29 protein-coding genes are annotated in these 24777 nt (G+C 41.8%); all 29 read right to left on the bottom strand.

Annotation, left to right across the window (positions count from 1 at the left end; all coding sequences use genetic code 11):
• Positions 1-45: 45 nt before the first annotated feature.
• The 29 genes from H9647_RS08305 to mtrB all read right to left on the bottom strand — a co-directional run bounded on the left by H9647_RS08305 (position 46) and on the right by mtrB (position 24702).
• The gene (locus H9647_RS08305) at positions 46-1149 is read right to left on the bottom strand and encodes a hypothetical protein (protein ID WP_191799463.1); all 1104 of its coding nucleotides are present in this window, start codon (positions 1147-1149) and stop codon (positions 46-48) included.
• A gap of 109 nt (positions 1150-1258) precedes the next feature.
• Positions 1259-1861, bottom strand: a complete 603-nt coding sequence (locus H9647_RS08300) for a histidine phosphatase family protein (protein ID WP_191799264.1) — start codon at positions 1859-1861, stop codon at positions 1259-1261.
• Between the two features lie 27 nt (positions 1862-1888).
• A complete protein-coding gene (locus H9647_RS08295; RefSeq protein ID WP_191799263.1) occupies positions 1889-2485 on the bottom strand; it encodes an anti-sigma factor family protein in 597 nt (198 codons plus the stop codon).
• The gene (locus tag H9647_RS08290; RefSeq protein ID WP_191799262.1) at positions 2482-3075 is read right to left on the bottom strand and encodes an RNA polymerase sigma factor; all 594 of its coding nucleotides are present in this window, start codon (positions 3073-3075) and stop codon (positions 2482-2484) included. The genes H9647_RS08295 and H9647_RS08290 overlap by 4 nt, the downstream gene beginning before the upstream one ends.
• A gap of 788 nt (positions 3076-3863) precedes the next feature.
• Complete coding sequence (locus H9647_RS08285; protein WP_191799261.1) at positions 3864-4409, bottom strand: TetR/AcrR family transcriptional regulator; 546 nt, start codon at positions 4407-4409, stop codon at positions 3864-3866.
• Positions 4410-4425: 16 nt separating this feature from the next.
• Positions 4426-4776 carry a DMT family transporter gene (locus tag H9647_RS08280; protein WP_191799260.1) on the bottom strand — a complete coding sequence of 117 codons (351 nt, stop codon included), beginning with the start codon at positions 4774-4776 and terminating at the stop codon, positions 4426-4428.
• A gap of 17 nt (positions 4777-4793) precedes the next feature.
• Positions 4794-5114, bottom strand: a complete 321-nt coding sequence (locus tag H9647_RS08275) for a DMT family transporter (protein ID WP_191799259.1) — start codon at positions 5112-5114, stop codon at positions 4794-4796.
• Between the two features lie 347 nt (positions 5115-5461).
• A complete protein-coding gene (locus H9647_RS08270; RefSeq protein ID WP_191799258.1) occupies positions 5462-6571 on the bottom strand; it encodes a prephenate dehydrogenase in 1110 nt (369 codons plus the stop codon).
• Positions 6572-6581: 10 nt separating this feature from the next.
• Complete coding sequence (gene hisC, locus H9647_RS08265) at positions 6582-7679, bottom strand: histidinol-phosphate transaminase (RefSeq protein ID WP_191799257.1); 1098 nt, start codon at positions 7677-7679, stop codon at positions 6582-6584.
• Between the two features lie 41 nt (positions 7680-7720).
• On the bottom strand, positions 7721-8539 hold the full coding sequence (gene trpA / locus H9647_RS08260) for a tryptophan synthase subunit alpha (protein ID WP_191799256.1): 819 nt from the start codon (positions 8537-8539) through the stop codon (positions 7721-7723).
• Positions 8536-9732, bottom strand: coding sequence for a tryptophan synthase subunit beta (gene trpB, locus H9647_RS08255; protein ID WP_191799255.1), 1197 nt, complete (start codon positions 9730-9732; stop codon positions 8536-8538). The genes trpA and trpB overlap by 4 nt, the downstream gene beginning before the upstream one ends.
• The gene (locus tag H9647_RS08250; RefSeq protein WP_225229129.1) at positions 9729-10427 is read right to left on the bottom strand and encodes a phosphoribosylanthranilate isomerase; all 699 of its coding nucleotides are present in this window, start codon (positions 10425-10427) and stop codon (positions 9729-9731) included. Before H9647_RS08250 ends, trpB begins: the two co-directional genes overlap by 4 nt.
• A gap of 1 nt (position 10428) precedes the next feature.
• Positions 10429-11226, bottom strand: coding sequence for an indole-3-glycerol phosphate synthase TrpC (trpC, locus tag H9647_RS08245; RefSeq protein ID WP_191799254.1), 798 nt, complete (start codon positions 11224-11226; stop codon positions 10429-10431).
• Positions 11210-12259, bottom strand: coding sequence for an anthranilate phosphoribosyltransferase (gene trpD / locus H9647_RS08240; RefSeq protein ID WP_191799461.1), 1050 nt, complete (start codon positions 12257-12259; stop codon positions 11210-11212). Before trpD ends, trpC begins: the two co-directional genes overlap by 17 nt.
• A 21-nt stretch (positions 12260-12280) precedes the next feature.
• Positions 12281-13840: an anthranilate synthase component I gene (gene trpE / locus H9647_RS08235; RefSeq protein WP_191799253.1), complete on the bottom strand. Its 1560-nt coding sequence runs from the start codon at positions 13838-13840 to the stop codon at positions 12281-12283.
• 521 nt (positions 13841-14361) lie between these two features.
• A complete protein-coding gene (gene aroH, locus H9647_RS08230) occupies positions 14362-14739 on the bottom strand; it encodes a chorismate mutase (RefSeq protein ID WP_191799252.1) in 378 nt (125 codons plus the stop codon).
• Positions 14740-14745: 6 nt separating this feature from the next.
• Complete coding sequence (gene aroB, locus H9647_RS08225; RefSeq protein ID WP_191799460.1) at positions 14746-15840, bottom strand: 3-dehydroquinate synthase; 1095 nt, start codon at positions 15838-15840, stop codon at positions 14746-14748.
• 2 nt (positions 15841-15842) lie between these two features.
• Positions 15843-17012, bottom strand: a complete 1170-nt coding sequence (gene aroC / locus H9647_RS08220; RefSeq protein ID WP_191799251.1) for a chorismate synthase — start codon at positions 17010-17012, stop codon at positions 15843-15845.
• Positions 17013-17172: 160 nt separating this feature from the next.
• Positions 17173-17352, bottom strand: coding sequence for a hypothetical protein (locus H9647_RS08215; protein ID WP_191799479.1), 180 nt, complete (start codon positions 17350-17352; stop codon positions 17173-17175).
• Positions 17353-17425: 73 nt separating this feature from the next.
• Positions 17426-18220, bottom strand: coding sequence for a CheR family methyltransferase (locus H9647_RS08210; RefSeq protein ID WP_191799250.1), 795 nt, complete (start codon positions 18218-18220; stop codon positions 17426-17428).
• 34 nt (positions 18221-18254) lie between these two features.
• Complete coding sequence (gene ndk / locus H9647_RS08205) at positions 18255-18698, bottom strand: nucleoside-diphosphate kinase (protein WP_191799249.1); 444 nt, start codon at positions 18696-18698, stop codon at positions 18255-18257.
• A 79-nt stretch (positions 18699-18777) separates the two neighbouring features.
• Complete coding sequence (locus tag H9647_RS08200; protein ID WP_191799248.1) at positions 18778-19752, bottom strand: polyprenyl synthetase family protein; 975 nt, start codon at positions 19750-19752, stop codon at positions 18778-18780.
• Complete coding sequence (locus tag H9647_RS08195; RefSeq protein WP_191799247.1) at positions 19749-20624, bottom strand: menaquinone biosynthetic enzyme MqnA/MqnD family protein; 876 nt, start codon at positions 20622-20624, stop codon at positions 19749-19751. The genes H9647_RS08200 and H9647_RS08195 overlap by 4 nt, the downstream gene beginning before the upstream one ends.
• The gene (locus H9647_RS08190) at positions 20606-21214 is read right to left on the bottom strand and encodes a UbiX family flavin prenyltransferase (protein ID WP_225229128.1); all 609 of its coding nucleotides are present in this window, start codon (positions 21212-21214) and stop codon (positions 20606-20608) included. Before H9647_RS08190 ends, H9647_RS08195 begins: the two co-directional genes overlap by 19 nt.
• Before the next feature lies 1 nt (position 21215).
• On the bottom strand, positions 21216-22082 hold the full coding sequence (locus tag H9647_RS08185; RefSeq protein ID WP_191799245.1) for a UbiA-like polyprenyltransferase: 867 nt from the start codon (positions 22080-22082) through the stop codon (positions 21216-21218).
• Complete coding sequence (locus H9647_RS08180; RefSeq protein ID WP_191799244.1) at positions 22075-22803, bottom strand: demethylmenaquinone methyltransferase; 729 nt, start codon at positions 22801-22803, stop codon at positions 22075-22077. The genes H9647_RS08185 and H9647_RS08180 overlap by 8 nt, the downstream gene beginning before the upstream one ends.
• Positions 22804-22848: 45 nt before the next feature.
• The gene (locus H9647_RS08175) at positions 22849-23700 is read right to left on the bottom strand and encodes a heptaprenyl diphosphate synthase component 1 (protein WP_191799243.1); all 852 of its coding nucleotides are present in this window, start codon (positions 23698-23700) and stop codon (positions 22849-22851) included.
• 93 nt (positions 23701-23793) lie between these two features.
• Positions 23794-24348 (bottom strand): hypothetical protein, encoded by a 555-nt coding sequence (locus H9647_RS08170; protein ID WP_191799242.1) that lies wholly within the window; start codon positions 24346-24348, stop codon positions 23794-23796.
• Positions 24349-24477: 129 nt separating this feature from the next.
• Entirely contained in the window at positions 24478-24702 is a 225-nt protein-coding gene (gene mtrB / locus H9647_RS08165) for a trp RNA-binding attenuation protein MtrB (RefSeq protein WP_191799241.1), read from the bottom strand.
• Between the last annotated feature and the right edge of the window lie 75 nt (positions 24703-24777).

Genomic DNA, 24777 nt, shown 5'->3' with positions numbered 1-24777 from the left:
AACCAATTGTTATATTTTCAGGCTAAGCTAAGTTATTTTTACAGGTTAACGGGATGTATATTGAACCGCATTGCAGGTTACCGTTAACCGGCTTCCCCAGGGTGTCATTCTAACAACCTGTCCCTTTTCCTCATGCTCTCCGATCCGAACCATTCCTAGATGCATCATCATTTGAAGTATTCGCTGTTTAAGAACAGCCTCATTCGTATCGTAATAGAAGGGATGAATGATCTCACCCATGCTTTCCAGCAAGGAGGAAACTGTAACCCATTCCTTCGCACACTCCCCAATCCAATACACAACAGAAGCAAGACTCGGAATGGCTCCTTTATAAAGTCTTAACCAATAGCGAAAAATCTGCATCAACTCTTCGTCTGATGACTTTTCAAAAACCTGAGTGCCTTCATCGGTAATAGCAAGAATCCCATTGTTTTCTGCTATATACCGCTGATGAGTCGCATAATCATACAGTAGAGCTAACCGATCAGGGTATTCTTTATAGCTTCTCCCATATCCAAAACGCCATCCTGCTTTTCCTACCAACGGTTCTTTTACATGTAGAAAATCCAGGAGCTGTTGTTGCGTCCTCTTATACATAAATCCTTCCTGATTCAGAGGGATTTCATACTGATCAGTGAATTTAATCAGCAATTTCATATCTTCGAACATTAAATGATGTTCTTCACGATAGACAGAAGGTTCAGAGACAACCTCAGCAAGCTGTATAAATTTTGAACGTATTACGCCCACAAATTTCGTTTTTAAATCTTGGGGAACACGATACAAATATTTGGTTTGCTGTGTTGAACCGTTAAATAACCAACCTCGTTTCGTAAACTGAACAACAATATCTCGAAAATACGTAGCAGGACGTTCTCCCTTGGGTTCCATTGCTTGCTTTGCAAGGGCCGTAAGTTCTTCTATGCTGTAATTTACCCTTCCATCAAACAGTAGCGCATTTAGAAAGCTAAGCTGACCCTCTGGAAGTTCATGAACCACTTCTTCAACAAAGGAAGAATTACCAAGAGTAACTAAAATACTCTGAATTAATTCATGTTTGGAATGGGTGTTGGTGCTACATTCATAATGGTTTGCAATGCGGTTCAGCTGACCAATGTCAGCATACGTGAGTAGATCCGCTAAATTCATTGTCCCATCGCCTCGCCGTTTTACTACCATTATGGGAATTATTGAAACATTTATTCCTTTACGGCAAAAAAAATAACCCGAATCTGCATTCGGGTTATTTGCGCAGCTATTATTTTTTTGATTTTTCAAACGAAGGGTCTATTAAATGCTTAGTACAGTTATAAAGCAATGGATTCCATTTTTCTTCTTCGTTCTCTAGTATGGTAAGAGACAAGTTTCCAATTCTCTCGGTATATCGATCTTCATACAGTGCTTTGTATAACTGTGCAAGCAGAGCCCCGTGAGAAACGACGAGAATATGCTGATGAGGATGTATCTGCGCCAATTCATTAATAAATGTAAGAGCCCTTACTCGCATATCAGGTTCTTTTTCCTGCCCTAAGTCTAATAAATTCCAGTCTACTCCCCATTTTGCTTCTCGTTCTTCTTGCGTTAGACCTTCCGCCTGACCAAAAGATCTTTCCTGAAGACGTTCATCAGGCGGAAGCATAGGAACATTAATGATACGGCTTATGATTTCTCCTGTTTCCTGTGCGCGAGACAATCCGCTCGTTATAATATAATCCCATTCATAGGGTTCAGTAAGAAGACGTTCTCCAAGCAACTTTGCCTGCAGTCTGCCTTCATCATTCAGAGGAATGTCGCTGCGTCCTTGAATTCGTCCAGCTACATTCCAATCTGTAAGTCCGTGACGTATTAGACCAATTCTCATTTCAAGATATGCCTCCTTCTCTTTTTGTTATTTTGTAATGTGATGCATTCTGCGTAAAGAGAATAGAGCCATCCCCAAAGCTAGCAGGGATAAGAACATCCAGTACTGAGGGTAAGCTGGGATCCCTGCTACAAAAGGTTCAATAATTCCAGAAGCTCCCTTTGGATCATGGTAAGACAAGCTGAAAGCCGGTGCACTATTCGCTACTCCGGTAGGAACAATCCCAGCATCGTTATTCATGCTTGCATCGCCGCCGTTAGAACTTACCTTCCATACCATCAGCACAATGCTGCTCAACAATACGGCTAAACAAGCAGAAATCCAGATGGAGAAGCGATTGGCCGTCGTTTTCGTCCATTTATAGGGTTTGATATCCGTTCTTTGAATATGCGGATGATCGCTGTATATCTTGTCCATTACCTTACCGTGCATAGATTGAAGCGATTTTTCGGGAACGGGATCTGAAGTCTCGGGAATCAGATCGTATAATTCTTCCCACCTGCTATATTCAAAGGCACACTCTGGGCATTCTTTTATATGGTTATTCAGTTCAACTCGTACCGGATGATGTGCGGACAAATCCCAAACTTGTGTCATGCACTCCTGGGCTTCGTTGCAATTCATTGACTCTTCATCCCTTCATATTCCTCATAGATCGGTTCAAAGAAATACGAATGCAACTGATTCTTGACGCTCATCCGTGCACGAAACAATAAAGATTTGACGGAACTCACGGTCTGCCCTAAAATATCCGAAATTTCCTGATATTCGAGCTGATCATATTCTCTGAGAATAAGAGCCGTTCGCTGCTTATCAGGCAAATTATTAATTGCTTCACGCACTTTAATGACACGTTCATTTCTCAGCATCGCTTGTTCAGGAGCTGTATCCAAAGAAGCAACAGGAATAACTCCACTTTCTTCAAGCGGAATATTACTTCCTCGATGTTTTCGAAGTTCGCTAAGAACCGTATTTCTAGCAATAGTATACACCCAGGTCGAGAAAGATGCATCAATCTCGCGAAAGGAATTCAAACTTCGGTAAGCTTTATAAAATGTTTCTGATACTAAATCTTCTGACATATGTTCAAGTCCAGAACTGCGAAGCATGTGATAGACAAAAGCATACATCTTTCTTTCATATCGTCCCATGAGCTCAGAATATAGCTCCACATTTCCTGCTTTTATTTCTTTAATCAACTCTGAATCATCCATTAGGTCTAAGCTCCTCCTTGCAGTTCCATAGTGCCCAGGTATATAAAAATGCCTGTAACAACACTTTTTAGAGCGGGAACCCATTATTATGATTGAATATAATTACAGAAATGTAATTTTTCTTATGAGGTTGTAAATAGCTAACTAGTTCTTACTCTCTTGCTTGTAAACCCTTATGTAGTAACACTTTCCTAATCATTCCTATAATTCCAAGGAACATTATACCATATAATCAACCAAAGTTTCCCTTTTAATTTATGAAAAATTTGTTATTTATTTTACGTCTATGATACTTTAAGACTACGTGGACCGATTTGATCTAGTCATGTAAGCAAAAAAATAGGCCGCGAATTTATCGCAACCCATTATTCAAAATCTGTGTTATTAAAATTTCATGATTGAAAATTATTTGTTTTTATTAGAAAAAATATAGACAGTCATTGCTATGAAAGAAATACAGAACAATATTTCAACTTTCTCAAAAATTGAGGATGCACTGAAAGCAAAGATTGAAAGAAATTCAATATCGTTATTCATACCACCAAATGTAGCATGATTAAGAAGTAGTATACTTAATAGTACACTAGTAATTAACACTACAAAAGAGACTTTTCTGAGAATATCCTCTCCCTCTCTCATTATAAAGAGTATGGAGAATAAAAGACAAATAAACATTATAAATAGTAACATTGCTATACCTTCTCTTTTGTGAATTATCTTCGCTGCCTGCTATTCATCTTTCAGAACGACATTATTGGATAGCAGTGAAGGCTCTTATCCAATAACTTTTAGTTTTGTAAATCTTTATTTATCATATGATGTAGTTTCTTTATTACTTTTTCTTTTGTATCTTCATCCATTTTTCCTAATCCATAGATTTCAGAAAACCATAGACCATCAGCGGCTAGTCTCACAATAGTTGAATCAATTACATCGCCGCCATCATTAGATATTCCATTGGTAATTACACGATACATTTCCTGCATTCGATCAAGCAAAGAAGGATTATAATGCATTGCTGCAACAGATGCTGCTGCTAAGCCGCTTACTAACGCTTTATCATTGATTATTACGTTTAAGTACGCTCTTATCCACTTTCCTTGCTCATTCGATTTACTTGTAATCGATGTAAGTTCATCAATAAATTGTTCTGTGTACTCGATGATCATTCCTTCAATTAAAGCTTCTTTGTTACGGAAGTGATGCAATAAGCCACCTTTACTAATCCCAGTTTTATTTGCAACGGCCTCTAAGGTTAATTTGTCCATCCCTAAATTCTCGACAATATATGAAGCAGAAGCTAATATCTCTCCTCGTTTGGAATTACTTCTCATAAGGCACTCCTTTCTTTTATTTAGAAGATTCTTGAACTGTCCCAGATGCATTGGATGTATTTAAAATAACTACACCACCAATGATGAGAAGAAGTCCGACACCCGTTAAAATACCAAAAGGATCGTTCCAAAGCAAAACCCCTATCAGCGCAGTTAAAGCCGTTCCTACTCCTGACCAAACCGCGTAGGCTAAGCTTAAAGGAATTGTCTTTAAACTTAATGATAAAAAATAGAATGCAAGTCCCATACCAATTATTAATCCTAGAGCAGGTAATAAATTGCTAAACCCATCTGATAATTTTAGCATTGTTGTACCAAAAATCTCACCCAGAATCGCTATTGTTAAATAAATATATCCATTTCTCATGTACTTATCTCCTTTAATTAGTCTGCTGCTAGTTTCATTACAACTACACCAATAATGATCAACAATATTCCTATCATTTTTCTTGTATTTACTTTCTCCTTATATACCAAGACCCCAACTAATACAGTAAGTGCAGTACCTACTCCAGACCATATTGCATAAGCAGTACCTAATGGGATTGTTTTTAAGGCTAATGATAATCCGTAGAACGCTGCACCCATTCCCACTATTAATCCAAGAGTTGGGTACAGTTTTTTAAATCCATTAGATAATTTCATCATTGAACTTCCGAATACTTCTGCAATAATGGCAAGTGCAAGAATTAAATATGCGTTCATTTCCAAACCTCCATATGTGTGTTTATAACCCCTTATCTTATTCTTTCCTTTAATGAAGCAATACAATTACCAAACGAGTTAAGTATACCGTCTGGACGGTTTATTTGTAAAGTTAAATATCTCATTCAAAAAAAGACAAAAAAAGAGCTGTGAACAAAGTTCACAGCTTGCTGCAATGATATGCAACTCAGTTATTGGATAGGAGTGGAGAGAAACCATACTGTACTTTTATTATATGTATCCGTTTTCATTTTGTCAACCATAATTATACATTTATTTATTATCTTGCATATTTACTTAAATAAAGCGATTTTATAAATGAAGCTAAGAGAGTTTTCCCATCTCTCTTAGCTTCGTACGGTATAACCCAAATGGGTAAGGAGTTCAATTGCTCGCTCCATATCATCTTCCTGCCGAAAGGACAATCTGAGAATGCCTGGTACATCTTCTCTGCTCTCAATGATCTGCATGTTACTCAGATTGATCCGAGCCGTCCCCAGTTCCGTAGCAATCCTGCCAATAATCCCTGGGGTATCCGGAACATCAATATATATGTCAAATAAAGCATTGATGATTCCTTTTCTTCGCTCCGGTAATTGGTCTCGAAAAGAACCGGCTTCACGAAAAGCAGCTTCAATCGCTTCCCCATTACTTTCCTCCAGCACTTGAGTAAACTGGCCTACTTGCTTATTCCAGTCCCGAAGAAGTCGCAGTAATACTTCACGATTGCTAAGTAAAATATCACGCCATACTACCGGGTCGCTCGACGCAATACGAGTAATATCACGGAAACCTCCGGCTGCAAGCAGCTGATATAAAGGTTCATTTTGGTTATAACTGCTGATCTGATTGACTAAGGCTACCGCAATTATATGAGGCAAGTGACTAATAGCGCCCACGATATCATCGTGATGCTCAGGTTCTACCCTAATGACTTGTGCTCTAGTATAAGACAGCAGATTATGAAGCTTATTATAAACGTCTTCTTCCATCTCCGGCTGAGGTGTAAGAACATAATATGCATTTTCGAATAGCAGCGGTGAAGCCGCCTCTACTCCAGAACGTTCCGAACCCGCCATGGGATGCCCGCCAATAAAAAACACATCTCGAAAATCGAGTGTCTTCGCAGCTGCTGTAATCGAGGCTTTCGTGCTGCCTACATCCGTAATAATACAGCCTTTCTTTAGCGGGAGCTTATTTAGTTCCTGAAGATAATAATTCAGCATGCCTACCGGTACACTTAAAAAAATGAAATCCGCATCCAGTGCCGCCTCTTCAATGGATAAGGTCACATGATCAAGTACACCGCTCTTTAGATATCTTTCATGAATTTTCGGTTCATGCGCATAACCAACTACTTCTATTCCCGGCTTCCCTTTAAAACAAAGGGCGAGAGACCCTCCGATGAGTCCCACGCCAAAGATTGCAATTTTGCAGTTTATTCCTTCTGTTCTCATTCCGAGTCCACTATACTTCCGAGCGTTCAGGGGTAAGCGCATGCTCTAGAGCTTTGATGAACGCTTGATTCTGTTCTGGTGTACCTACAGATACCCGGATGTAGTCAGGATAAACCTGGAACCCAGAACGAATAATGATCCCTTGTCGCAGTAAGATATCAAACATCTCGGCAGCCGGTCTGCCAATTTGTACAAGTATAAAATTACCTTGTGAAGGGAAATAGTGAAGACCTAAACGATCAAATTCGTTTTGCAGATAAGTAACCCCTTCACGGTTCTTATCATGGCAAGCTTTTACAAAGTCTTGGTCCTTAAGGGCCGCACGAGCAGCAACCTGCCCAAATCTTGTTGTATTGAATGGTTCTCTGACTTGATTAATTAGTGAGATTACTTCGGAACTCGCGATACCGTAACCTATCCGCAATGAAGCGAGTCCGTAGATTTTGGAGAACGTTCGCAATATCACAAGGTTATTGTATCTCTCCATCATAGGAATCGTCTCAGGATAGGATTCATCCGTAACATATTCATAATAAGCTTCATCAAGAACGACCATCACATCGGAAGGAACACGATCCATAAAGGAAATAAGCTCTTTCTCGGTGATAATAGTACCGGTTGGATTATTCGGATTACATACCCATATTATTTTTGTTTTGGAAGACACTTTCGATAACATACCTTCCAGATCATGTGTACCGTTAACAAGCGGAACTTCGATACTTACAGCACCTTCAATGTCTGCATTACTCTTATATACTGAAAAAGTTTGATCCGCCATGATGGTCTCGTCACCTTGAATAAGAAAAGCTCTAGCAATCAAGGCAATGATTTCATCCGAACCTGCGCCAAAAATAATTTGATCATTTTGAACGCCCAGATGTACGGCCAAATCGGCTGTAAGTTCTCCTGCAGAACCATCCGGATAAATACTCAGATTTGCAAGTTCTGCCTGAATTGCATTCCCCACAAGCTTCGAACTGCCATAAGGATTTTCATTCGATGCAAGCTTAATCACTTCACTGAGTCCCAGCTCTTTTTTCACTTCTTCAACGGGCTTTCCTGGTTTATATACGGGTAAATTACCAATAGTAGACTTATGTTTCATAAACAAGCCCTCCCTTGTGGATAATGAAAAAATCTCCAAAATTATACTTTTAATTGTGCCACAAACTGACGTATTTGCAAAAGTCCTTCTTCCTTCGTATCTGGTTTTGATAGCAAAGGAATCGTATTCTCGATCTCTCTAACAATGGCACTGCCTACGATAACCCCGTCACAAATTTCAGAAAAATGTTCTACCTGTTCACGGCTGGATATCCCAAAGCCAACAGCAACGGGAAGAGTTGTATATGATTTTACCGTTGTAATAAATTCATCTACTTCTTGGTGGAATGCAGCTCTCTCCCCTGTTACACCAAGTGATGATACACAGTAAATAAATCCTCTTGCGCTCGAGACGATCTTCTTTATTCTTTCCTTCGATGTCGGCGCAACTAAGGGAATAAGATGAATATTGGCACGATCCGCATACTCACGAATCTGTGCAGATTCTTCAATCGGAAGATCCGGAATGATCATACCGCTAATATCATGCTCTACTAACAAGTCGAAGAAAAGTTCCAGACCTGTCTGAAGCACGGGATTGTAGTATGTAAAGAGTACAAATGGCAGCTTCACTCCCGCTGCACGTGCACGTTTAGCTGTCTCCATACATGTACGAATCGTAATCTGCTGTTTTAGTGCTCGTTCAGAAGCACGCTGAATGACGGGTCCATCTGCAAGTGGGTCAGAATAAGGTACGCCTAGTTCAATCACATCAGCCCCTGCCTTTTCGAGTTCACAAATGATCTCAACAGTCGTGCTCAGATCTGGATCGCCCACTGTTATAAAAGGAATAAGTGCTGTTTTGCCGCTCATCTGTAGGGTTTGGAAGGTCTCATCCATCCGGTTTAAACGGATACTCATGCGAGTCCACCTCCCGTATATTTCATAATGGATTCCACATCTTTGTCTCCCCGGCCTGATAGACAGATGATAATGATCTGATCTTTCTTCATGGTTGGAGCTAGTTTCACAACTTCTGCAACCGCATGTGCGGATTCAAGTGCAGGAATAATTCCTTCAATTCTGCTGAGTAGCTGTAGTGCGTCCAGCGCTTCTTGATCTGTTATAGGAACATACTGAGCACGCTTAATGTCCTTCAGATAGGAATGTTCGGGACCTACACCCGGATAATCAAGTCCAGCTGAGATCGAGTGAGCCTCTTGAACTTGCCCATACTCATCTTGAAGTAAATAACTCATTGAACCTTGGAACACCCCTTGTGTTCCCTTGCTCATCGTTGCAGCGTGGAATTCCGTATCCACCCCTTTACCAGCAGCCTCACAGCCGATCAACTGCACTTCTTCATCTTCAACAAAAGGATAAAACATACCGATCGCATTACTTCCGCCGCCAACAGGTGCAACTACAACATCCGGAAGTCTGCCTTCGCTATCCAGGATCTGACGACGGGTCTCATCACCAATCACACGCTGAAAGTTACGGACCATGAGCGGATACGGGTGAGGTCCGACTGCAGAACCTAATATATAGAACGTATCTTCCACGTTACTCACCCAGTATCTTAAGGCCTCGTTGCCCGCATCTTTCAGCGTGCGAGAACCTGACGTAACCGGAATGACTTCCGCTCCGAGTAAGTTCATACGGAACACATTCAGCTGCTGCCGTTTTGTATCTTCTTCTCCCATGAATACTTTACACTCAAGACCTAACAGCGCTGCAACAGTAGCAGTAGCTACTCCGTGCTGTCCTGCTCCTGTCTCCGCGATGACTTTCTTTTTGCCCATCCGTTTTGCAAGAAGCCCCTGCGCGAGTGCATTATTAATTTTATGAGCGCCAGTGTGATTCAAATCTTCTCGCTTCAAATAAATTTTTGGACCACCCAAATGATGACTAAGGTGTTCAGCGTAATAGAGAGGTGTTTCTCTCCCTGAATATTGTTTTAACAAATAACGGAGTTCCTCATTAAATTCATCATCTTCGGAAAAACGTTTGAATTCTTCTTCCAGTTCAATCAGGGCATTCATTAATGTCTCAGGTACATAACGTCCTCCAAAAGGTCCAAAACGACCATATACATCCGGTACCAGTGTCATGCCTTCTTCACCCTTTCCACAAAAGCTATCATTTTATTTATGTCTTTGATTCCATTTGTCTCTACACCGCTGGATACATCAACACCACCCGGTGCATACCCATTCACAAGTTCATGTACGTTATCAGGTTCTAACCCTCCCGCTACAAAGAGCGGAATTTGCATTTTCCTAGCCCATAACTGATAGGGAATGCTTCGTTCCCAGGAAAAAGTCCGGCCAGAACCGCCCCCGTATACAGGATCAAAGGTATCTATAAGAACGGCATCTATTACTCCTTCATAGGAAGCGAGACTTCTATCTATATCTTCAGCCGCCTGGTTAGGATCGTTATTCAAAGAAAACACTTTGAATACATTCACACCAAACTTAGCTTTTAGTTCTCGGCATAATGCTGGAGATTCATCACCATGCAGCTGAATTACATCCAGCGATACTTGACGAAGAATTTCTTCAATCTCCTCCACTCTAGGATTTACGAATACCCCAACAGATCTTGGTAATGGACGCATTTCCCATTCTGACAACACATTCACTAGGTCTGCTGCTTGTGCTGCAGTCACCTTACGCTTTGATCTTGCAAAAACAAATCCAATAAAATCGACAGTTAAGTGTTTCATAGATTTTAGCACTTCAACGTCCTGAAGTCCACATATTTTTACAAGCGGCTTCTCGTTCACTTTAGAAATAGACATCATTTTAGTTCCTCGTTCCCATCATCTCAAGCACAGCTTCACCAACATTTTCGTTACGCATAAACTGTTCTCCGACCAAAATTCCTTTTGCCCCTGTTGTTTTTAAAAACTCAACATCCGCCTTGGTTCTTATGCCGCTTTCGCTAATTAAGGTGATGCCCGCAGGAACCTGCTGTGATAGAAGTGCGGTTGTATTCAGATCCGTTTCAAAGCTTTTTAGATTCCGATTATTAATTCCAATAAGGGTGGCAACATTCAGATCAAGTACCTGTCTAAGTTCATGCTCATCATGCACTTCGACCAGAACGTCAAGACCAAGGTCTTTAGCGTACTGATGATAGGCTCCCATCTGCTCTTGTGTTAGTATGCTGGCAATAAGTAAGATTGCATCTGCACCGATCAAACGTGCTTCCGCAATCTGAAGCTCACTAATAATAAAATCTTTACGAAGTAAGGGAACATTCACTGCATTTCTAATCTCTGTTAAATAGGCCGCCTGGCCTTGAAAGTACAATTCGTCTGTCAAAACGGATATACAATCCGTTCCTGCCTCTTCATATGCTTTGGCAATCCGCACGGGATCAAAATCAGGGCGAATCAGTCCTTTGGAAGGGGATGCTTTCTTCACTTCTGCAATAAGTCCCATCCCGCAACTGTGCGACCTCGATAAAGCCTGCTCAAACCCTTTCGTATTCGGCATTTGTGCAATCTTTCTTTCTGCTGCAGTAAGATCAAAACTTTGCTTAAGCTTTGCTACTTCTTCTATTTTGGTGGCTACAATGCGATCAAGATACGTACTCATGGTCATACTCCCCCGTTTTCTGAATAAGTTGTGTCAGCTTTGCATAGGCTTTGCCGGAATCAATAGCACTCTTCGCCATATGAACGCCTTCGGACAAACTTCCCGCATGGCCGGTTACATAGATTGAAGCACCGCTGTTCGCAAGTACGATATCACGGTAAGGGCTAATTTCACCCGATAAGACACTTTTTATAATTTCTGCATTCTCAGCCGCATTGCCTCCAAGCACACTAGTTAGCGGATGTACACGAAGGCCAAGGTCGTTAGGATGAATGTCATACGTATGAACGGCTCCATCCTTCAGTTCAGAAACCTTTGTTCTGTCTGAAATACTGATCTCATCAAGACCGTCATAACTTGCTACAACGAGTGCTCTTTTGAGACCAAGTCTTCCTAGTACCTCAGCAATAATCTCTGTCTTGTTGATATCATATAGCCCTAATACCTGCCGATCCGCTCCAGCCGGATTTGTAAGCGGACCAAGCATATTAAATACGGTACGAAAACCTAATTCTTTACGCGGCGCTGCGGCATACTTCATCGAAGGATGATAAAGCTGGGCAAATAAGAAACAAATATTAATTTCATCTAAACAGGCCTTAGCTTGAGTATTGTTCAGGTGAATATTTACGCCTAACGCTTCGAGTACATCCGCACTACCTGCTTTACTGCTTGCGGAACGATTGCCGTGTTTAGCTACCCGTACCGATACGGAGGAGGCAATGATCGCTGAAGCTGTGGAAATATTAAACTTACTGATACCAGAGCCTCCGGTACCGCAAGTATCCAGCAAATTTTCCTGGTCCGTAATCATCTTATTAGCAGAACTTCGCATAGCCTGAGCAAAACCTGTAATCTCATCCACGGTTTCGCCCTTCATGCGAAGTGCTGTTAACAATCCGCCGATCTGTGAGGATGTCGCTTCTCCGTTCATGATACTAGACATGACAAGCCTTGCCTCTTCCTGTGACAGATGATTTCCACCTAATATCTTATTTAGTCCCTGCTGGATGGCAGTTACGCTGCTTAGCATATTCATGTTTTCTCCTCCTCCTTATCCTTTAAAATTCGATGACATACAAATGTAGTCTTGGTTAGCATACGCTGGAGCTGATGGCTGTACGGGAAACATCGCTTCTGCGTAACGAATGGCGGTCAGCAAAGCTTTTGCCTTATTTACGGTTTCTTCATATTCTTTTTCCGGTACCGAGTCCCAAACAATCCCCGCCCCTGCTTGCACGTAAGCTTTACCTTCTTTGAAAATAATGGTACGGATCGTTATGCAAGTATCCATATTTCCTGTAAAACCGAGATACCCAATTGCGCCGGCATAAGCCCCTCTCGCTTCACGTTCTAGTTCAGCTATAATCTCCATGGCTCTCAGTTTAGGTGCCCCAGATACCGTGCCTGCCGGCAGACATGACAGAAATGCATCAAAGAAATCACGATCTTCTCTAAGTGTGCCGGAGACATTTGATACCATGTGCATGACATGCGAATATTTCTCAATTTCCATATACGAGTCACACTTGACACTGCCAAATTCACTAACTTTTCCAATATCGTTACGACCAAGATCCACTAACATAAGATGTTCAGAACGTTCCTTCTCATCCGTAAGTAAATCTTGTGCTAATTCAGCATCCTGTGCTTCTGTCAGTCCTCGTGGCCTAGTTCCGGCAATCGGTCTTGTCTGCACGCGGCCTCCGTCCACTTTTACAAGCGGTTCAGGTGAAGTGCCGACGATGATCTCTTCCTCCATTTTCAGATAATACATATAAGGAGAAGGATTTAGTGTTCGAAGTACACGGTATACTTGAAGCGGCGATACTTCCGTCTCAATATGAAAACGCTGGGATAATACGACTTGAAAAATGTCGCCGGCCCGAATATATTCCTTTGCCTTCTCCGTATTTTCGAGAAACTTTTCTTTGGTCAGGTTTGAATGAACCGTCCCCAGCTCCACTCCGTTTGGAATCGATAGACGATTCGCATTCTCCGAAGGTCCTTCTTCTGCCAGCTGGCCTGCGAGCTGTTCCAGCCGATCTGTCACTCTTTGATAAGTTTCAAGAATATCTTGATCCAGATCTCCAGGATTCACATGTACATTGCCAACAAGCAGGATCTGCTGCTTCACATGATCAAAGACGATAATTTCATCACAGAACATAAACTGAATATCTTCCATTTGAAGATCATCCACTTGATGTTTCGGAAGTTTTTCATAATATTGAAGCAAGTCATATCCAAAGAATCCGATAGCTCCACCTGTAAAGGGAGGCAAATCTTTTATTTTTGGACTGCGGTATTGCCTCAGCAGTGCCTTCAATTCTTCAATCGGTTTTCCTTTCATTTGTGATTTTTGACCTTTATGCGTAAGTGTTAACACACCATTTTTCCCTGCTATCGATAAAAAAGGGGCTGTGCCAATAAAAGAATATCTAGCCCACTGGCTGCCTCCTTCCACACTTTCCAGTAAAAATGCATATTCCTCATTTGCAAATCGGCTAAACAATCGAATAGGTGTCTCCATATCGGCTAAAATCCGTTTTACAACAGGAATCAGATTATATTCTGTTGCTAATTTTAATACTTGTTGTGCTTCGCTATTCATCTTAAAACACTCCTTTTAATTATAATGGGCAGAGTGTAGATGGATGGAAGTAGTGGTATGCTCACGCAAAAAAACCTCTACGAGAACGTAGAGGTTCATAAAAACAATAATAAAGTTAAGTGTAAACAGCATGATCCGATCATGGAGGTTTTCTATCTATGTACAAAGAAAGAGTCTTATCCTAAGATACTTGATCGAAGGAAGCATATGAACTCTTATCCGCAGCATCCATATTTCTATAAATATGGCCCATGCTGTGATTCATAAGTACACGATATTGCTAAAATCCATGTTCATCTCTCCATATTGGTCCATACACTAAAGTATGAATCAATGGTTGTTCCTCACTCTTTATGCTACCCATATGCGCTACCGCACATAAGCCATAAATCATAGGAACTCGTCTCAGCTCTGCTATACTCTACTCAATTAAAGTTTTATCTAAACTCTAAACTCTTCTCATCTCTGCTAACAATCACTATACATTACATCTACAGGTTTTGGCAAGGAGCCATTTTCACCTATGTATTTGATGATTCTGCTAAATCCGGCCGTAAAGCCTTAGCCCCATTCAGATATACGTGAACCATTTCCTTTTGCGTTTTGTCTGTATTCACATGAATCATGAATCGAATACACTTCTCCAGCGATCCCTTGACAGGTACCTCCTGGGAACACATGAGGGGAACAAGCTCCCATCCCTGTAATTCACGAATAGACTTAGCTGGAAATGCAGCATCAAGATCCTTAGTCAGCGTAATCCATACGCTGCATATCGCCTCAGGATCAAGCGAATTCTTCTGGACGATTTCTTTTAGAAGTTTGCTCGTTTCATTCACAATATCTGCTTCCGTATTGCTCACAACCGTTGTTGCACCGCGAATTCCTCTTGTGTACATCCGATCTCACACCTCCTTCTTGAGTTCCTCAAGCACCAGGCGAACATCCTCGGCCCGCACATCTTTGGCAATGGTGACCTCACCAATCGCTGTTGGAATGATAAAGATCATATGACCTTCTCTGAATTTCTTGTCATGCATCATCGCAGACATAATATCCTCAGTACTCAGATGCTCAGGGAGAGAAGTCGGTAGTCCAATCGCCTTAAGCATCCGTTTTGTATCTTCATGTAGCGAAGCATCTGCTCCCCTCATGACACCAAGCTTAGCTGATCCAACCATCCCGATGGAGATTGCTTCTCCGTGAAGGAATTCACCATAACCAGCAATGGCTTCAATTGCGTGACCAATGGTATGACCAAGATTCAGGATAGCGCGAATTCCGTTTTCTTGTTCATCCTGAGAAACAATCTCTGCCTTGATCGCACAACCTTTGAGTAATCCATACGCTAAGGCATCCTTATCAAGAGCTAATAACTGATCTGCATTCTCCTCGCACCAATGGGCAAAATCTGCATCTCTAATCAGTCCATGCTTTACCATTTCTGCAAGTCCTGCTGATACCTCACGACTCGGTAGTGTCAATAGGGTGTCTACATCATAAAGGACTAGCTCCGGCTGATGAAAAGCACCGATCATGTTTTTAGCGAGTGGATGATTAATTGCCACTTTTCCGCCCACACTGCTGTCATGAGCTAAGATTGTTGTTGGGATTTGCACAAATTTGATTCCACGCATATAAGTAGCGGCTACAAATCCAGCTAAATCGCCAACGACTCCGCCTCCAAGGGCAAGAATAGCCGAGCTGCGATCCAGCTTTGCTTCAATTGCACTTGTCATCATCTCTTCATAAACCTTCAGCGACTTAGAAGTTTCACCGCTCGGTACCACAGCAGATGCTACTGCATAACCGGCGGTTTCCAGAGAAGTGAGAAGTGTATCAAGATAATGAGGAGCAACTTTCTCATCTGTAATGACAAGCAATGGACTTTTTATACTGATTCCATGCTTCTGAACATAATCTCCTGCGGTTTCAAGAAGACCACTGCCAATATAGATAGGGTACGATCGTTCTCCTAGATCAACCTTTAACTCCCTCATCATTAGTAACGCTCCAATTGTGCATTATAATTATCAAGGTTGGCCCGGATCTCCTCTATAGAATCTCCACCGAATTTTTCTAAGAACGCTTTAGCTACCTCAAAAGCAACCACATGTTCCATTACAACGCTCGCAGCAGGTACAGCGCAAGCATCCGAACGTTCGACCTGAGCGGTAAATGGCTCTTTTGTATCAATGTCTACACTTTGCAGCGGTTTGTAAAGCGTCGGAATCGGCTTCATAACGCCGCGTACAATAATTGGCATGCCATTCGTTACCCCGCCTTCAAATCCGCCAAGGCGATTCGTAGCACGGTGGTACCCTTTCTCTTCCGTATACAGAATTTCATCATGAACCTGGGAACCAGGAATCGTGCCTGCTTCGAACCCAATTCCAATCTCTACACCTTTAAATGCATTAATTGACATGACCCCTTGGGCAATACGTCCATCTAGCTTCCGGTCATATTGAACGTAACTTCCAAGACCAACGGGAACTCCTTCTACAATACATTCTACGATTCCGCCGATTGAATCGCCTTCTTGCTTAATCTGATCAATGTAAGCTTCCATCTTTTTCTCTGTTGCTTCATCCGTAACGCGAACCGATGAGGCTTCTGTACGAGCACGAAGTTCTTCCAGCGGAATATCTTCATAAGGAGCCTCAATCTCTCCGATCCGAAGCACTCTGCCGGCAACCTCTATTCCAAACTCCGAGAGTAGTTGACGTGCAAGCGCGCCCACAGCAACACGTACCGTTGTTTCTCTTGCACTAGAACGTTCTAGTACATTACGGAGATCTTTCAAATTATATTTAAGTCCGCCATTCAAATCTGCGTGACCTGGACGTGGACGATGCACTCTGCGTTTCTCTTCATCATTGCCTTCGATCGGTTCAATGTTCATAATATTACGCCAATGCGTCCAGTCTTTATTCTCAACAACGAGCGCCACTGGTGCACCGGTTGTATATCCGTGACGAATTCCACCTACAAACTCAGCGGTATCTTTCTCAATTTGCATACGACGTCCTCGGCCATATCCCTTTTGACGGCGATGGAGCTGGAAATTCAGTTCCTCAAAATCCACCTTCATATTGCTCGGAAGACCTTCAACGATTGCGGTTAATTGGGGTCCGTGCGTTTCCCCTGCGGTTAAATAACGAAGACTCATAATACGTTCCCCCTTTATACTGTTAAGCTTTAAACTGCTAAAATCCTTAATCTTTGATCATTATAGTATAGCATGTTATCTTTGACAAGAAATGTTCTCATTCATAAAAAAACACGCAGATTCAAATTTATGAATCTGCGTGTTTTTTTATCGTTGACTTTTACTTACTTCCCATCAGACTGGTTTGCCTTGATCCCTTGGTGTTTTGCAGATTAATATCAGGCTTTATGCTGCCAAGGACCTGTCTCATTTGAGAAGGATCGAGTCCAAGAATCTGTGCACATTCCAAAATGCTAATCGTTCCCTGCCGGTAGGCAGTAATTACAACTCGCTTATCCATAACGTTCGCCTCCAGATCTATCCATCCTATCTGATTGCTACAGTATGAGACATTCTAGCTGTTTTTTATGCATTTATTTTTTACGATAGAAAAATGTCTCTGCTCCTTCAAGGCCGTACTCTCCCGGTGAGAAAATTTGTTCCGTACTTCCCACAAATAAAATCCCGCCAGGACGAAGTGCATTTGCAAATTTCTGATAAAGCACATGCTTCGCTTCTTCTGTAAAATAGATCATCACATTTCGGCACACAATCAAATCAAACCCGTCCTCAAAGGAATCCATTAGCAAGTTTTGTTTACTAAAATGGACAGCTGCCGCAAGTTTAGGATCGATTTTATAATGCAATCCCTCAGGTATGAAGTATTTTTTGACTACCTGCTCAGGAACTTCCTTTAAGGAACGTTCCAAATATGTACCTTGCTGTGCCCTCGCCAAAGCCCCATCATCAATGTCAGTGGCTATAATTTTACTACTTGAAAGCAAACCAGCCGTATCAAGAATCATTGCCAGTGTATAAGGCTCTTCTCCCGTAGAACAAGCAGCACTCCATACTTTAAGCGGAAGATGGGAAGTAAGGGAAGGAAGCAATGTGTTTTGCAGTACTTCCCACCGATTCCGATTCCTCCAAAATTCAGACACATTAATCGTCATTCGATCTAGAAAATCTAGAAAAAGTGCTTTATTCTGTTCCATCCCTTCAAAAAAAGCGGCAAAAGAATCGTACCCATGTCTTAACCTAAGGGTAGTCAACCGCCGCTTCATTTGAGCTTCTTTATACTGAGCAAGATCAATTCCAGTAGCTGTCTTGATCTTATGAATAAACAGAACATAGTCATCCTGTTCCGTACCTTTTTCAAGCAGTGACATTTGATTCCTTCCTTCTTACGGAAAGATCACTCGTTTATGTCCAGGCAGCAATCGTTTTACTGTAAGATACCAGTTCAGCCTCATTAAAGAAGTTAGAAAGCTCACGAGCTGCACTTTCAGGAGAATCAGCACCATGAATTAGATTATGCGGAGTAACTGCCGCAAAATCCCCGCGAATCGTTCCAGGGAGCGCCTCTTTCACTTTGGTTTTCCCAATGACCACCCGAGCAAGTTCAATCACATCTTCGCCTTCCCATACCATGGCAAAGACCGGGCCTGAAGTAATAAAGGACACGAGTTCATCAAAGAAAGGCTTGCCTTCATGCTCCGCATAATGACGTTTTGCTTGTTCTTCAGTCATCTGTACGAATTTACCTGCAACCAGTTTAAAACCCTTATCTTCAAAGCGACTTACAATTCGTCCGATTAGTCCACGTTGTACGCCATCTGGTTTCACCATCAAAAAAGTACGTTCCATGTGTATTCTCCTCCAGGCTTAGTTATGAATGCACTGCTTTGGTAAGCTTTCGACTTAGTGAGAACATCTTCCTGCCTGATTAATATGAACGTTTTACGACAAAGTGAGCGATATCCCGCAAATTTTTCTTTGTCTTGATGTCAGGAAGTCCTTCCAAGGCATCAAGAGCTTTATTCATATATCGGTCAGCAAGCTCCTCCGCTTTAGTCATTCCCGCACTCTCTTTAATCATACCCACTGCAGCACGAACACTACCCATATCATTCCCATCACGAATGTTAGCAATCAGCTGCAACAAATCGGGTCTAATCTTCTCATCCTGTAACGCATAAATGACGGGTATTGTAATGTTACCTTGAAGCATATCACTTCCCGGCGGTTTACCAAGCTGTTTCTCTGTTCCTCTAAGGTCCAGCAGGTCATCCTGAATTTGAAATGCCATCCCCACATTGTAACCATAGCTGTATAAGCGTCTACAAATATCACTGGAAGCTCCCGCAGCCACGGCTCCAAGTTGGCAACTGATCGCAATCAGTAAAGCCGTCTTCCGGCGAATGCGAAGTAAGTAATTTCGAATGCTCTGATCCGTATTGAAGAAATCCCGGATTTGTTCCATTTCACCAATGGTCATCTGAACCATCGCTTTTGCCATGGTCTGATGAATCAGCGGATTCGGAAGTTCCGTAATCATGAGCATTGCTCTTGCATAAATGTAATCTCCTGTGTACATCGCAATTCGATTATCCCATTTGGATTTCACAGTCAATTGTCCGCGACGCGTCTTCGCGTTATCAATCACATCATCATGTACAAGAGAAGAAGAATGAATGAGTTCTAGCGGAACAGCGATATGTTTGAGCACTTCAATATCATAGGTTCCGAATTTACCGCCCAGCAAAACAAAGACGGGACGCAGCCTTTTTCCGCCCGCTTTCAGCAAGTGTAAAGAAGTCTCATCAAGTAGCTTCTGATCCGTTTCCACACTTTTATACAATTCTTTCTCGATGTACTTCATATCTTTTTTTAGTTCAGTCAAAATATCCAGTAGTTTCATTCCGTCACCCGTATCAGCTTATTCTCATTCCAGAGATCCAGCCGGACCTCATGCTCCATGAGACCAAGCTCATGTGCATAACGGAAATACAGTTGCAGACCCTGCAACTCATTTTCACCAAAATCGTAACATAAATTCGTAAAATAATCATACCAATAAGATTTCGTTCCTCCGATTTTTTGTATCGCTTCATCTATAACCGGAGTAAGTTCTTGCAAAATCTTTGCTTTACTTGATATAAAAGCATCTGAGATCTCATGAATCACTTCACTATGACAGTTTGCATAATCGGATGAAACAGCCCATACCGCAAAAGTCATACTTTGGTTCGTGAAATGAAACCATCTCTCGCCCAGATCATACACATAATAGCCATGATCTGTCCAAGATGCCTGTATCGCAGAATCGCCAATCAATAAAGCTGCATCTGCATGCTCCATCATAGAGGGCAGATCCGGTTCCAGCGAAATATACGCTGGACTCAATTTGTAAAACTTCGTCAGTAGTATTTTCAATAAATTCACAGAAGTAGCCGACGTATTTGTCAGAGCGATTGTTCCACTACCTAGATCTTCTATTTTCTTTTTACTAAAAAGTAAAATCGATTTCACTTCGCCTTTACTGCTGACCGATATATCTGGCAACACCATTAGACGTTTTGATTCCATACCATAAGCAAAAGAAGACATCGCACTCAGATCAAGTGTACCTTCATGTATTCTTTGATTTAGTACAGCGGGGACTTCTGTGACCATCTCGACTGGATGGGTAAGTTTCTTGGGATCAAAGTAATGAAAGATAGGCCAAGCATTGGTATAACTAATCTTACCGAGAACGGTTTTGTTGTGTGTATTCAAGTTGTCTCCCCCCATCTCGTAAACAGTTCATGCTCTATATGAAGAGTATCTAGTACTTTCCCAACAAGGAAATTAATTAAATCATCCATCGTTTTGGGATGGTAATAAAAGGCCGGCATCGCAGGAATCATTTTGACTCCAAGGCGAGAGAGCTTCAACATATTTTCGAGATGTATCGCATGAAGCGGCGTCTCTCTCGGAACCAAAACTAAAGAACGGCCCTCTTTCATCATTACATCTGCCGCGCGAGCCATCAGATTATCCGAGGCTCCGTGAGCAATGGCTGATAAGGTACCCATGGAACATGGCATAATGATCATCCCGTCCATTAAAAATGACCCGCTTGCGATCGAAGCCCCGATGTCATTTACGGGATGATAAACAAGAGAACCGGGACGGCTCCCGAACTTCTCGTTCAAAATCCCTTCCCGGTCCGTAACGTTCCAGCCTAGTTCTTCTTTTATGACACGCCAGCCTGCATTTGATACGACAAGGTGCACTTCATAGGCCTGATCAAGTAAAGTTTCAATCAGCCGTATTCCGTATATACTGCCGCTTGCCCCTGTAATACCTACGGCAAGTCTTTTCAACCGATTTGCTGTCAAGTTAAAACACCACCACATCAATCAAAGTAAAGACAAAGATTACAATGCTGACTACACTGTTCAGAGTAAAGAAAGCTGTCTGTAAACGACTTAGATCACTCGGTGTCACAATGTAATGCTCATAAACGAGCAGCGCACAAGAGATCAAGATTCCTACTGCATAAATCCAGCTTAAACCTGTAATAAAGAATAAGCCAATAAATCCAACTGCGGTAATGAGGTGAAATACTTTTGCAATAGTCAATGCCCCAGCGATACCAAAACGCGAAGGAATGGAGTACACGCCTTCTTCTCTATCAAATTCAATATCCTGGCACGCATAAATAATATCAAAACCAGCTGTCCAAAAAGCGGCAGCTACAAAAAGCACAAGACTGCTCAGGTTAATTTCACCTGTTACTGCGACCCATCCGCCAAGCGGAGCAAGGGCAATAGTAAAACCTAGTACGATATGGCAAGCCCATGTAAACCGTTTTGTATAAGAGTAAATAACGAGCATAAATACAGCAATCGGAAGAAGTTTTACCGAAAGCGGATTAAGCTGTGATGCTGCCCAAAATAATAAAATAAAAGAGATAATTACAAAAATAACAACTTCACTAATTCTGAGAAGCCCTGCTGGAATGGCTCGTCCAGCCGTTCTAGGGTTCTTCGCGTCAATCACACGGTCTATCATCCGATTGAGTCCGAAAGCGGCGCTGCGCGCACCAATCATAGCGAGCAGTACCCAGCCAATCTGAGCCCAACTCGGTAGATGGCCATTTATTTCTGTCGATCCAAGCACAGCACCCATAAATGCAAAAGGCAATGCAAACAGCGTGTGCTCAATTTTAATCATTTCTAGAAATATACCAATTTTCTTAAACATGCTGACTCTCCTTGATCCCGATATGTAATGCTGCTATTCCGCCCGTCAAGGCAAAGGAAGTGACGTTTTGTAAGCCGGTCTCTTTGAAAATCTGTTCGAGTTCCGCTCTTCCAGGAAACATCATAAGGGAGTCAGGTAACCATTTGTACTGTTCATAACGCTTCGCTAACAGCTTGGCAATAAAAGGGAGCATATTTCTGAAATAAAAATAATACAAACCTTTAAACGGCTGCCAGGTAGGTTTGGAAAGTTCCAGACAGACGACCTTCCCTCCTGGTTTTACTACACGTTGCATTTCGTTTAATACTTGTTTGATATCCGGCACATTACGAAGACCGAAGCCAATCGTTACGTAATCAAAGCTATTATCTTCATAAGGCAAACTCATCGCATTACCTTGAACCAGCGTAATCTGCTGTTTACGGCCTAGTTTTTCAACTTTACGCTGACCTACTTCCAGCATATTGCTGCTAAAATCAAGTCCTTCGATGTGACCCGTTTCACTTGCTTCTGCAAGTGCGAGCGTCCAGTCACATGTACCACAGCAGACATCGAGTGCTGTTTGTCCAGGCTGTACATTCATTTTTTTCATTGTAAATTTGCGCCAGGCCTTATGCCGTCTAAAGCTAAGCGTGTCATTCATTACATCATACTTACCAGCAATACTCTGAAAAACCGAATGGACGTACTGTTCCTTCGGCTTGTTCCCCCCATGCTGCATGTATAAATACCACCTTTATTCACTTTTCATTATCGAACAATAAACTTATGCACTCGCCCTATATAAGAAATAGGGTTCTAAGAGGGTCTTTAGTTCTTCACAAAGCACATGATCGTGCACATGATTCTCTAATAAACCTTGAACCGAAAGTACGGACTGATCTATCTTCTTCGTCAGCACTTCGATTGTTTTATGCTTACTAATCAGTTCATTCCACTCGGACGGCGTAACCATCCCTTTTGCCAAGGTAGAGCGTACATCCGAAGTTTCATTCTCATAAACATGTAAATAAGCGAATCTTGATTTTGAACGTTCAACATCGTTTGCAAGTTCTCGTTCTTCAACAAGCGTATCCAAAAGACTAATCGACGTTAGAAGCCGGTCATATAGCTCAGCTTGCTCTTCCGAAATTATGTTCTGAAAAGAAAGAAACAGCTGCTTCTTCAGCTGTACCGATTCTTGCACATATTCTTCGGAGGAAACCTTTTGTTTCTTCATTCGGTCATAAAGGCTCATTTTCCGTTCATTTAATCGGCAGATCCCATCACTTAACGATGCAATAACCGATATATGACCGGCTTGCGCTAGCAATTGATAAAACCGCGAACTAAAAAAATCGCCTCCAAGCACTTTTAACTGACGAGAACGCATATCCTGCTCTCCAAGATTTTCTTCCTGAACATCAATCATTTCATGCGTATCTAGTCCCATTTGTACAAGTGCTGTAACTAAGGAAAAGAGTTCGCTGTCCTCAACTGAATGTCTCTGCCCTTGGTTCAAAAACGTGTAAAGCAATTGTACACGGCTATTAGGAAACGTCGGCAAATCCGTATGCCGCTGTATCATATCATAATCCGTATATTTTTTTGCAAGATTTGCTACGCGGTATGAAATCATTATAAATCCTCCGAGCGTTCATTCAAAAATATTCAATCATCTTCGTCACAATCTTATCTATTATAACATATGTTTCTTATGCCCGCACAGGCATCAATAACCGTTTTCAGAGGAAATAAACTGCTCACGCCACAGATTTGTCTCTGTCATATGAAACCTTTGAATCAGTTCATCAGGCAATGCCCAATTTTTCCATTCTCTTAACTTCATCAACGCTTCTCTATTCCATTCCGTGCGTTTTATATCTGCAGAGAGAAGTAAATGCCTCTTCCCTGCCCATTCATCTTCCGCAAGCACGCGGAGCATAAGCTGATTTACGTTGTTCGTTCGTTCCATCGAAAAGGATGCGATACTAGCAATATCTATATAAATGTCGGAAGGTATGATGGAGTTCCCTGTTGCTTTAAGGTCCAGAGTCAGCACATTTTCACTCCATTTCACTTTACTGATCGGCGTATGTAAAGAAAGATCATGTAAAGCGTCAACCAAATTTTTATCAGTTAGTGTTAATTGTTCATTTGCCGAAAGGACTTCTTTTGATTCTTCTGCTATCCACTTCGCACTTTGCCCCGTAACAAACGTGGACAAAAGCACCACTGCACCAAGTGACATGACGAGAACAAGGGGTAATACTCTTCTTTTTTTCAATAGATAGACCTCCTGTCCTTCTTAGTGTAAACATCAAACAGAAGGCCCATACTCTATTGTACAACGAAAAAAACAGGCTATGCCTGCTTTTTAAAATGAAGATGGGATTCTGATATCCCGTTCTTCTTATTAATCTGATTCAATAACACCGTGTTTTGTCATGACTTCTGCTTTGCCGCGAATTTTAATAGCAGAGGTATGATCTGTAAATTGTGCGATGAGAACTTCACCCTGATCGAGCTTCTCCGTATGGTGGAACCGGGTATCATGACCTCGTGTCAAACCAATGACATGAACACCGTTTTCTTTTGCCTTGATCACGATATAATCTCCGTTGTTGATCGGACCTTCCATGAACTTCACCCCTTCCTAATAAAAAGAAAAAAGCCGTGAACGAATTCACGGACTTTTCGATTACATAAGAGTATG

This window comes from Paenibacillus gallinarum, from assembly GCF_014836635.1.
Lineage (GTDB): Bacteria > Bacillota > Bacilli > Paenibacillales > Paenibacillaceae > Paenibacillus > Paenibacillus gallinarum.
This window is presented reverse-complemented; position numbering and strand designations above follow the sequence as displayed.

Excerpts from the sequence above, each read along its gene's own strand:
- H9647_RS08285 (WP_191799261.1), bottom strand. The coding sequence starts at position 4,409 with ATGAGAAGTAATTCCAAACGAGGAGAGATATTAGCTTCTGCTTCATAT.
- H9647_RS08180 (WP_191799244.1), bottom strand. The coding sequence starts at position 22,803 with ATGCAGCATGGGGGGAACAAGCCGAAGGAACAGTACGTCCATTCGGTT.
- hisC (WP_191799257.1), bottom strand. The coding sequence starts at position 7,679 with ATGAAACATAAGTCTACTATTGGTAATTTACCCGTATATAAACCAGGA.
- aroH (WP_191799252.1), bottom strand. The coding sequence starts at position 14,739 with ATGTACACAAGAGGAATTCGCGGTGCAACAACGGTTGTGAGCAATACG.
- H9647_RS08175 (WP_191799243.1), bottom strand. The coding sequence starts at position 23,700 with ATGATTTCATACCGCGTAGCAAATCTTGCAAAAAAATATACGGATTAT.
- H9647_RS08250 (WP_225229129.1), bottom strand. The coding sequence starts at position 10,427 with ATGATGTCTATTTCTAAAGTGAACGAGAAGCCGCTTGTAAAAATATGT.
- H9647_RS08300 (WP_191799264.1), bottom strand. The coding sequence starts at position 1,861 with ATGAGAATTGGTCTAATACGTCACGGACTTACAGATTGGAATGTAGCT.
- aroB (WP_191799460.1), bottom strand. The coding sequence starts at position 15,840 with ATGAGGGAGTTAAAGGTTGATCTAGGAGAACGATCGTACCCTATCTAT.
- H9647_RS08195 (WP_191799247.1), bottom strand. The coding sequence starts at position 20,624 with ATGGGGGGAGACAACTTGAATACACACAACAAAACCGTTCTCGGTAAG.
- mtrB (WP_191799241.1), bottom strand. The coding sequence starts at position 24,702 with ATGGAAGGTCCGATCAACAACGGAGATTATATCGTGATCAAGGCAAAA.
- trpA (WP_191799256.1), bottom strand. The coding sequence starts at position 8,539 with ATGAGTATCCGTTTAAACCGGATGGATGAGACCTTCCAAACCCTACAG.
- trpB (WP_191799255.1), bottom strand. The coding sequence starts at position 9,732 with ATGACACTGGTACCGGATGTATATGGTCGTTTTGGACCTTTTGGAGGA.
- trpD (WP_191799461.1), bottom strand. The coding sequence starts at position 12,259 with ATGCTAAGCAGCGTAACTGCCATCCAGCAGGGACTAAATAAGATATTA.
- aroC (WP_191799251.1), bottom strand. The coding sequence starts at position 17,012 with ATGAGTCTTCGTTATTTAACCGCAGGGGAAACGCACGGACCCCAATTA.
- H9647_RS08280 (WP_191799260.1), bottom strand. The coding sequence starts at position 4,776 with ATGAGAAATGGATATATTTATTTAACAATAGCGATTCTGGGTGAGATT.
- H9647_RS08305 (WP_191799463.1), bottom strand. The coding sequence starts at position 1,149 with ATGAATTTAGCGGATCTACTCACGTATGCTGACATTGGTCAGCTGAAC.
- H9647_RS08295 (WP_191799263.1), bottom strand. The coding sequence starts at position 2,485 with ATGAATTGCAACGAAGCCCAGGAGTGCATGACACAAGTTTGGGATTTG.
- trpE (WP_191799253.1), bottom strand. The coding sequence starts at position 13,840 with ATGAATAGCGAAGCACAACAAGTATTAAAATTAGCAACAGAATATAAT.
- H9647_RS08215 (WP_191799479.1), bottom strand. The coding sequence starts at position 17,352 with ATGGATAAGCGAGTTGTAATTACTGCCTACCGGCAGGGAACGATTAGC.
- H9647_RS08185 (WP_191799245.1), bottom strand. The coding sequence starts at position 22,082 with ATGTTTAAGAAAATTGGTATATTTCTAGAAATGATTAAAATTGAGCAC.
- H9647_RS08270 (WP_191799258.1), bottom strand. The coding sequence starts at position 6,571 with ATGAGAACAGAAGGAATAAACTGCAAAATTGCAATCTTTGGCGTGGGA.
- H9647_RS08200 (WP_191799248.1), bottom strand. The coding sequence starts at position 19,752 with ATGAAACTACTGGATATTTTGACTGAACTAAAAAAAGATATGAAGTAC.
- trpC (WP_191799254.1), bottom strand. The coding sequence starts at position 11,226 with ATGAGTACGTATCTTGATCGCATTGTAGCCACCAAAATAGAAGAAGTA.
- ndk (WP_191799249.1), bottom strand. The coding sequence starts at position 18,698 with ATGGAACGTACTTTTTTGATGGTGAAACCAGATGGCGTACAACGTGGA.
- H9647_RS08275 (WP_191799259.1), bottom strand. The coding sequence starts at position 5,114 with ATGAACGCATATTTAATTCTTGCACTTGCCATTATTGCAGAAGTATTC.
- H9647_RS08210 (WP_191799250.1), bottom strand. The coding sequence starts at position 18,220 with ATGTCACTGCTTGAAAAAGGTACGGAACAGGATGACTATGTTCTGTTT.
- H9647_RS08290 (WP_191799262.1), bottom strand. The coding sequence starts at position 3,075 with ATGGATGATTCAGAGTTGATTAAAGAAATAAAAGCAGGAAATGTGGAG.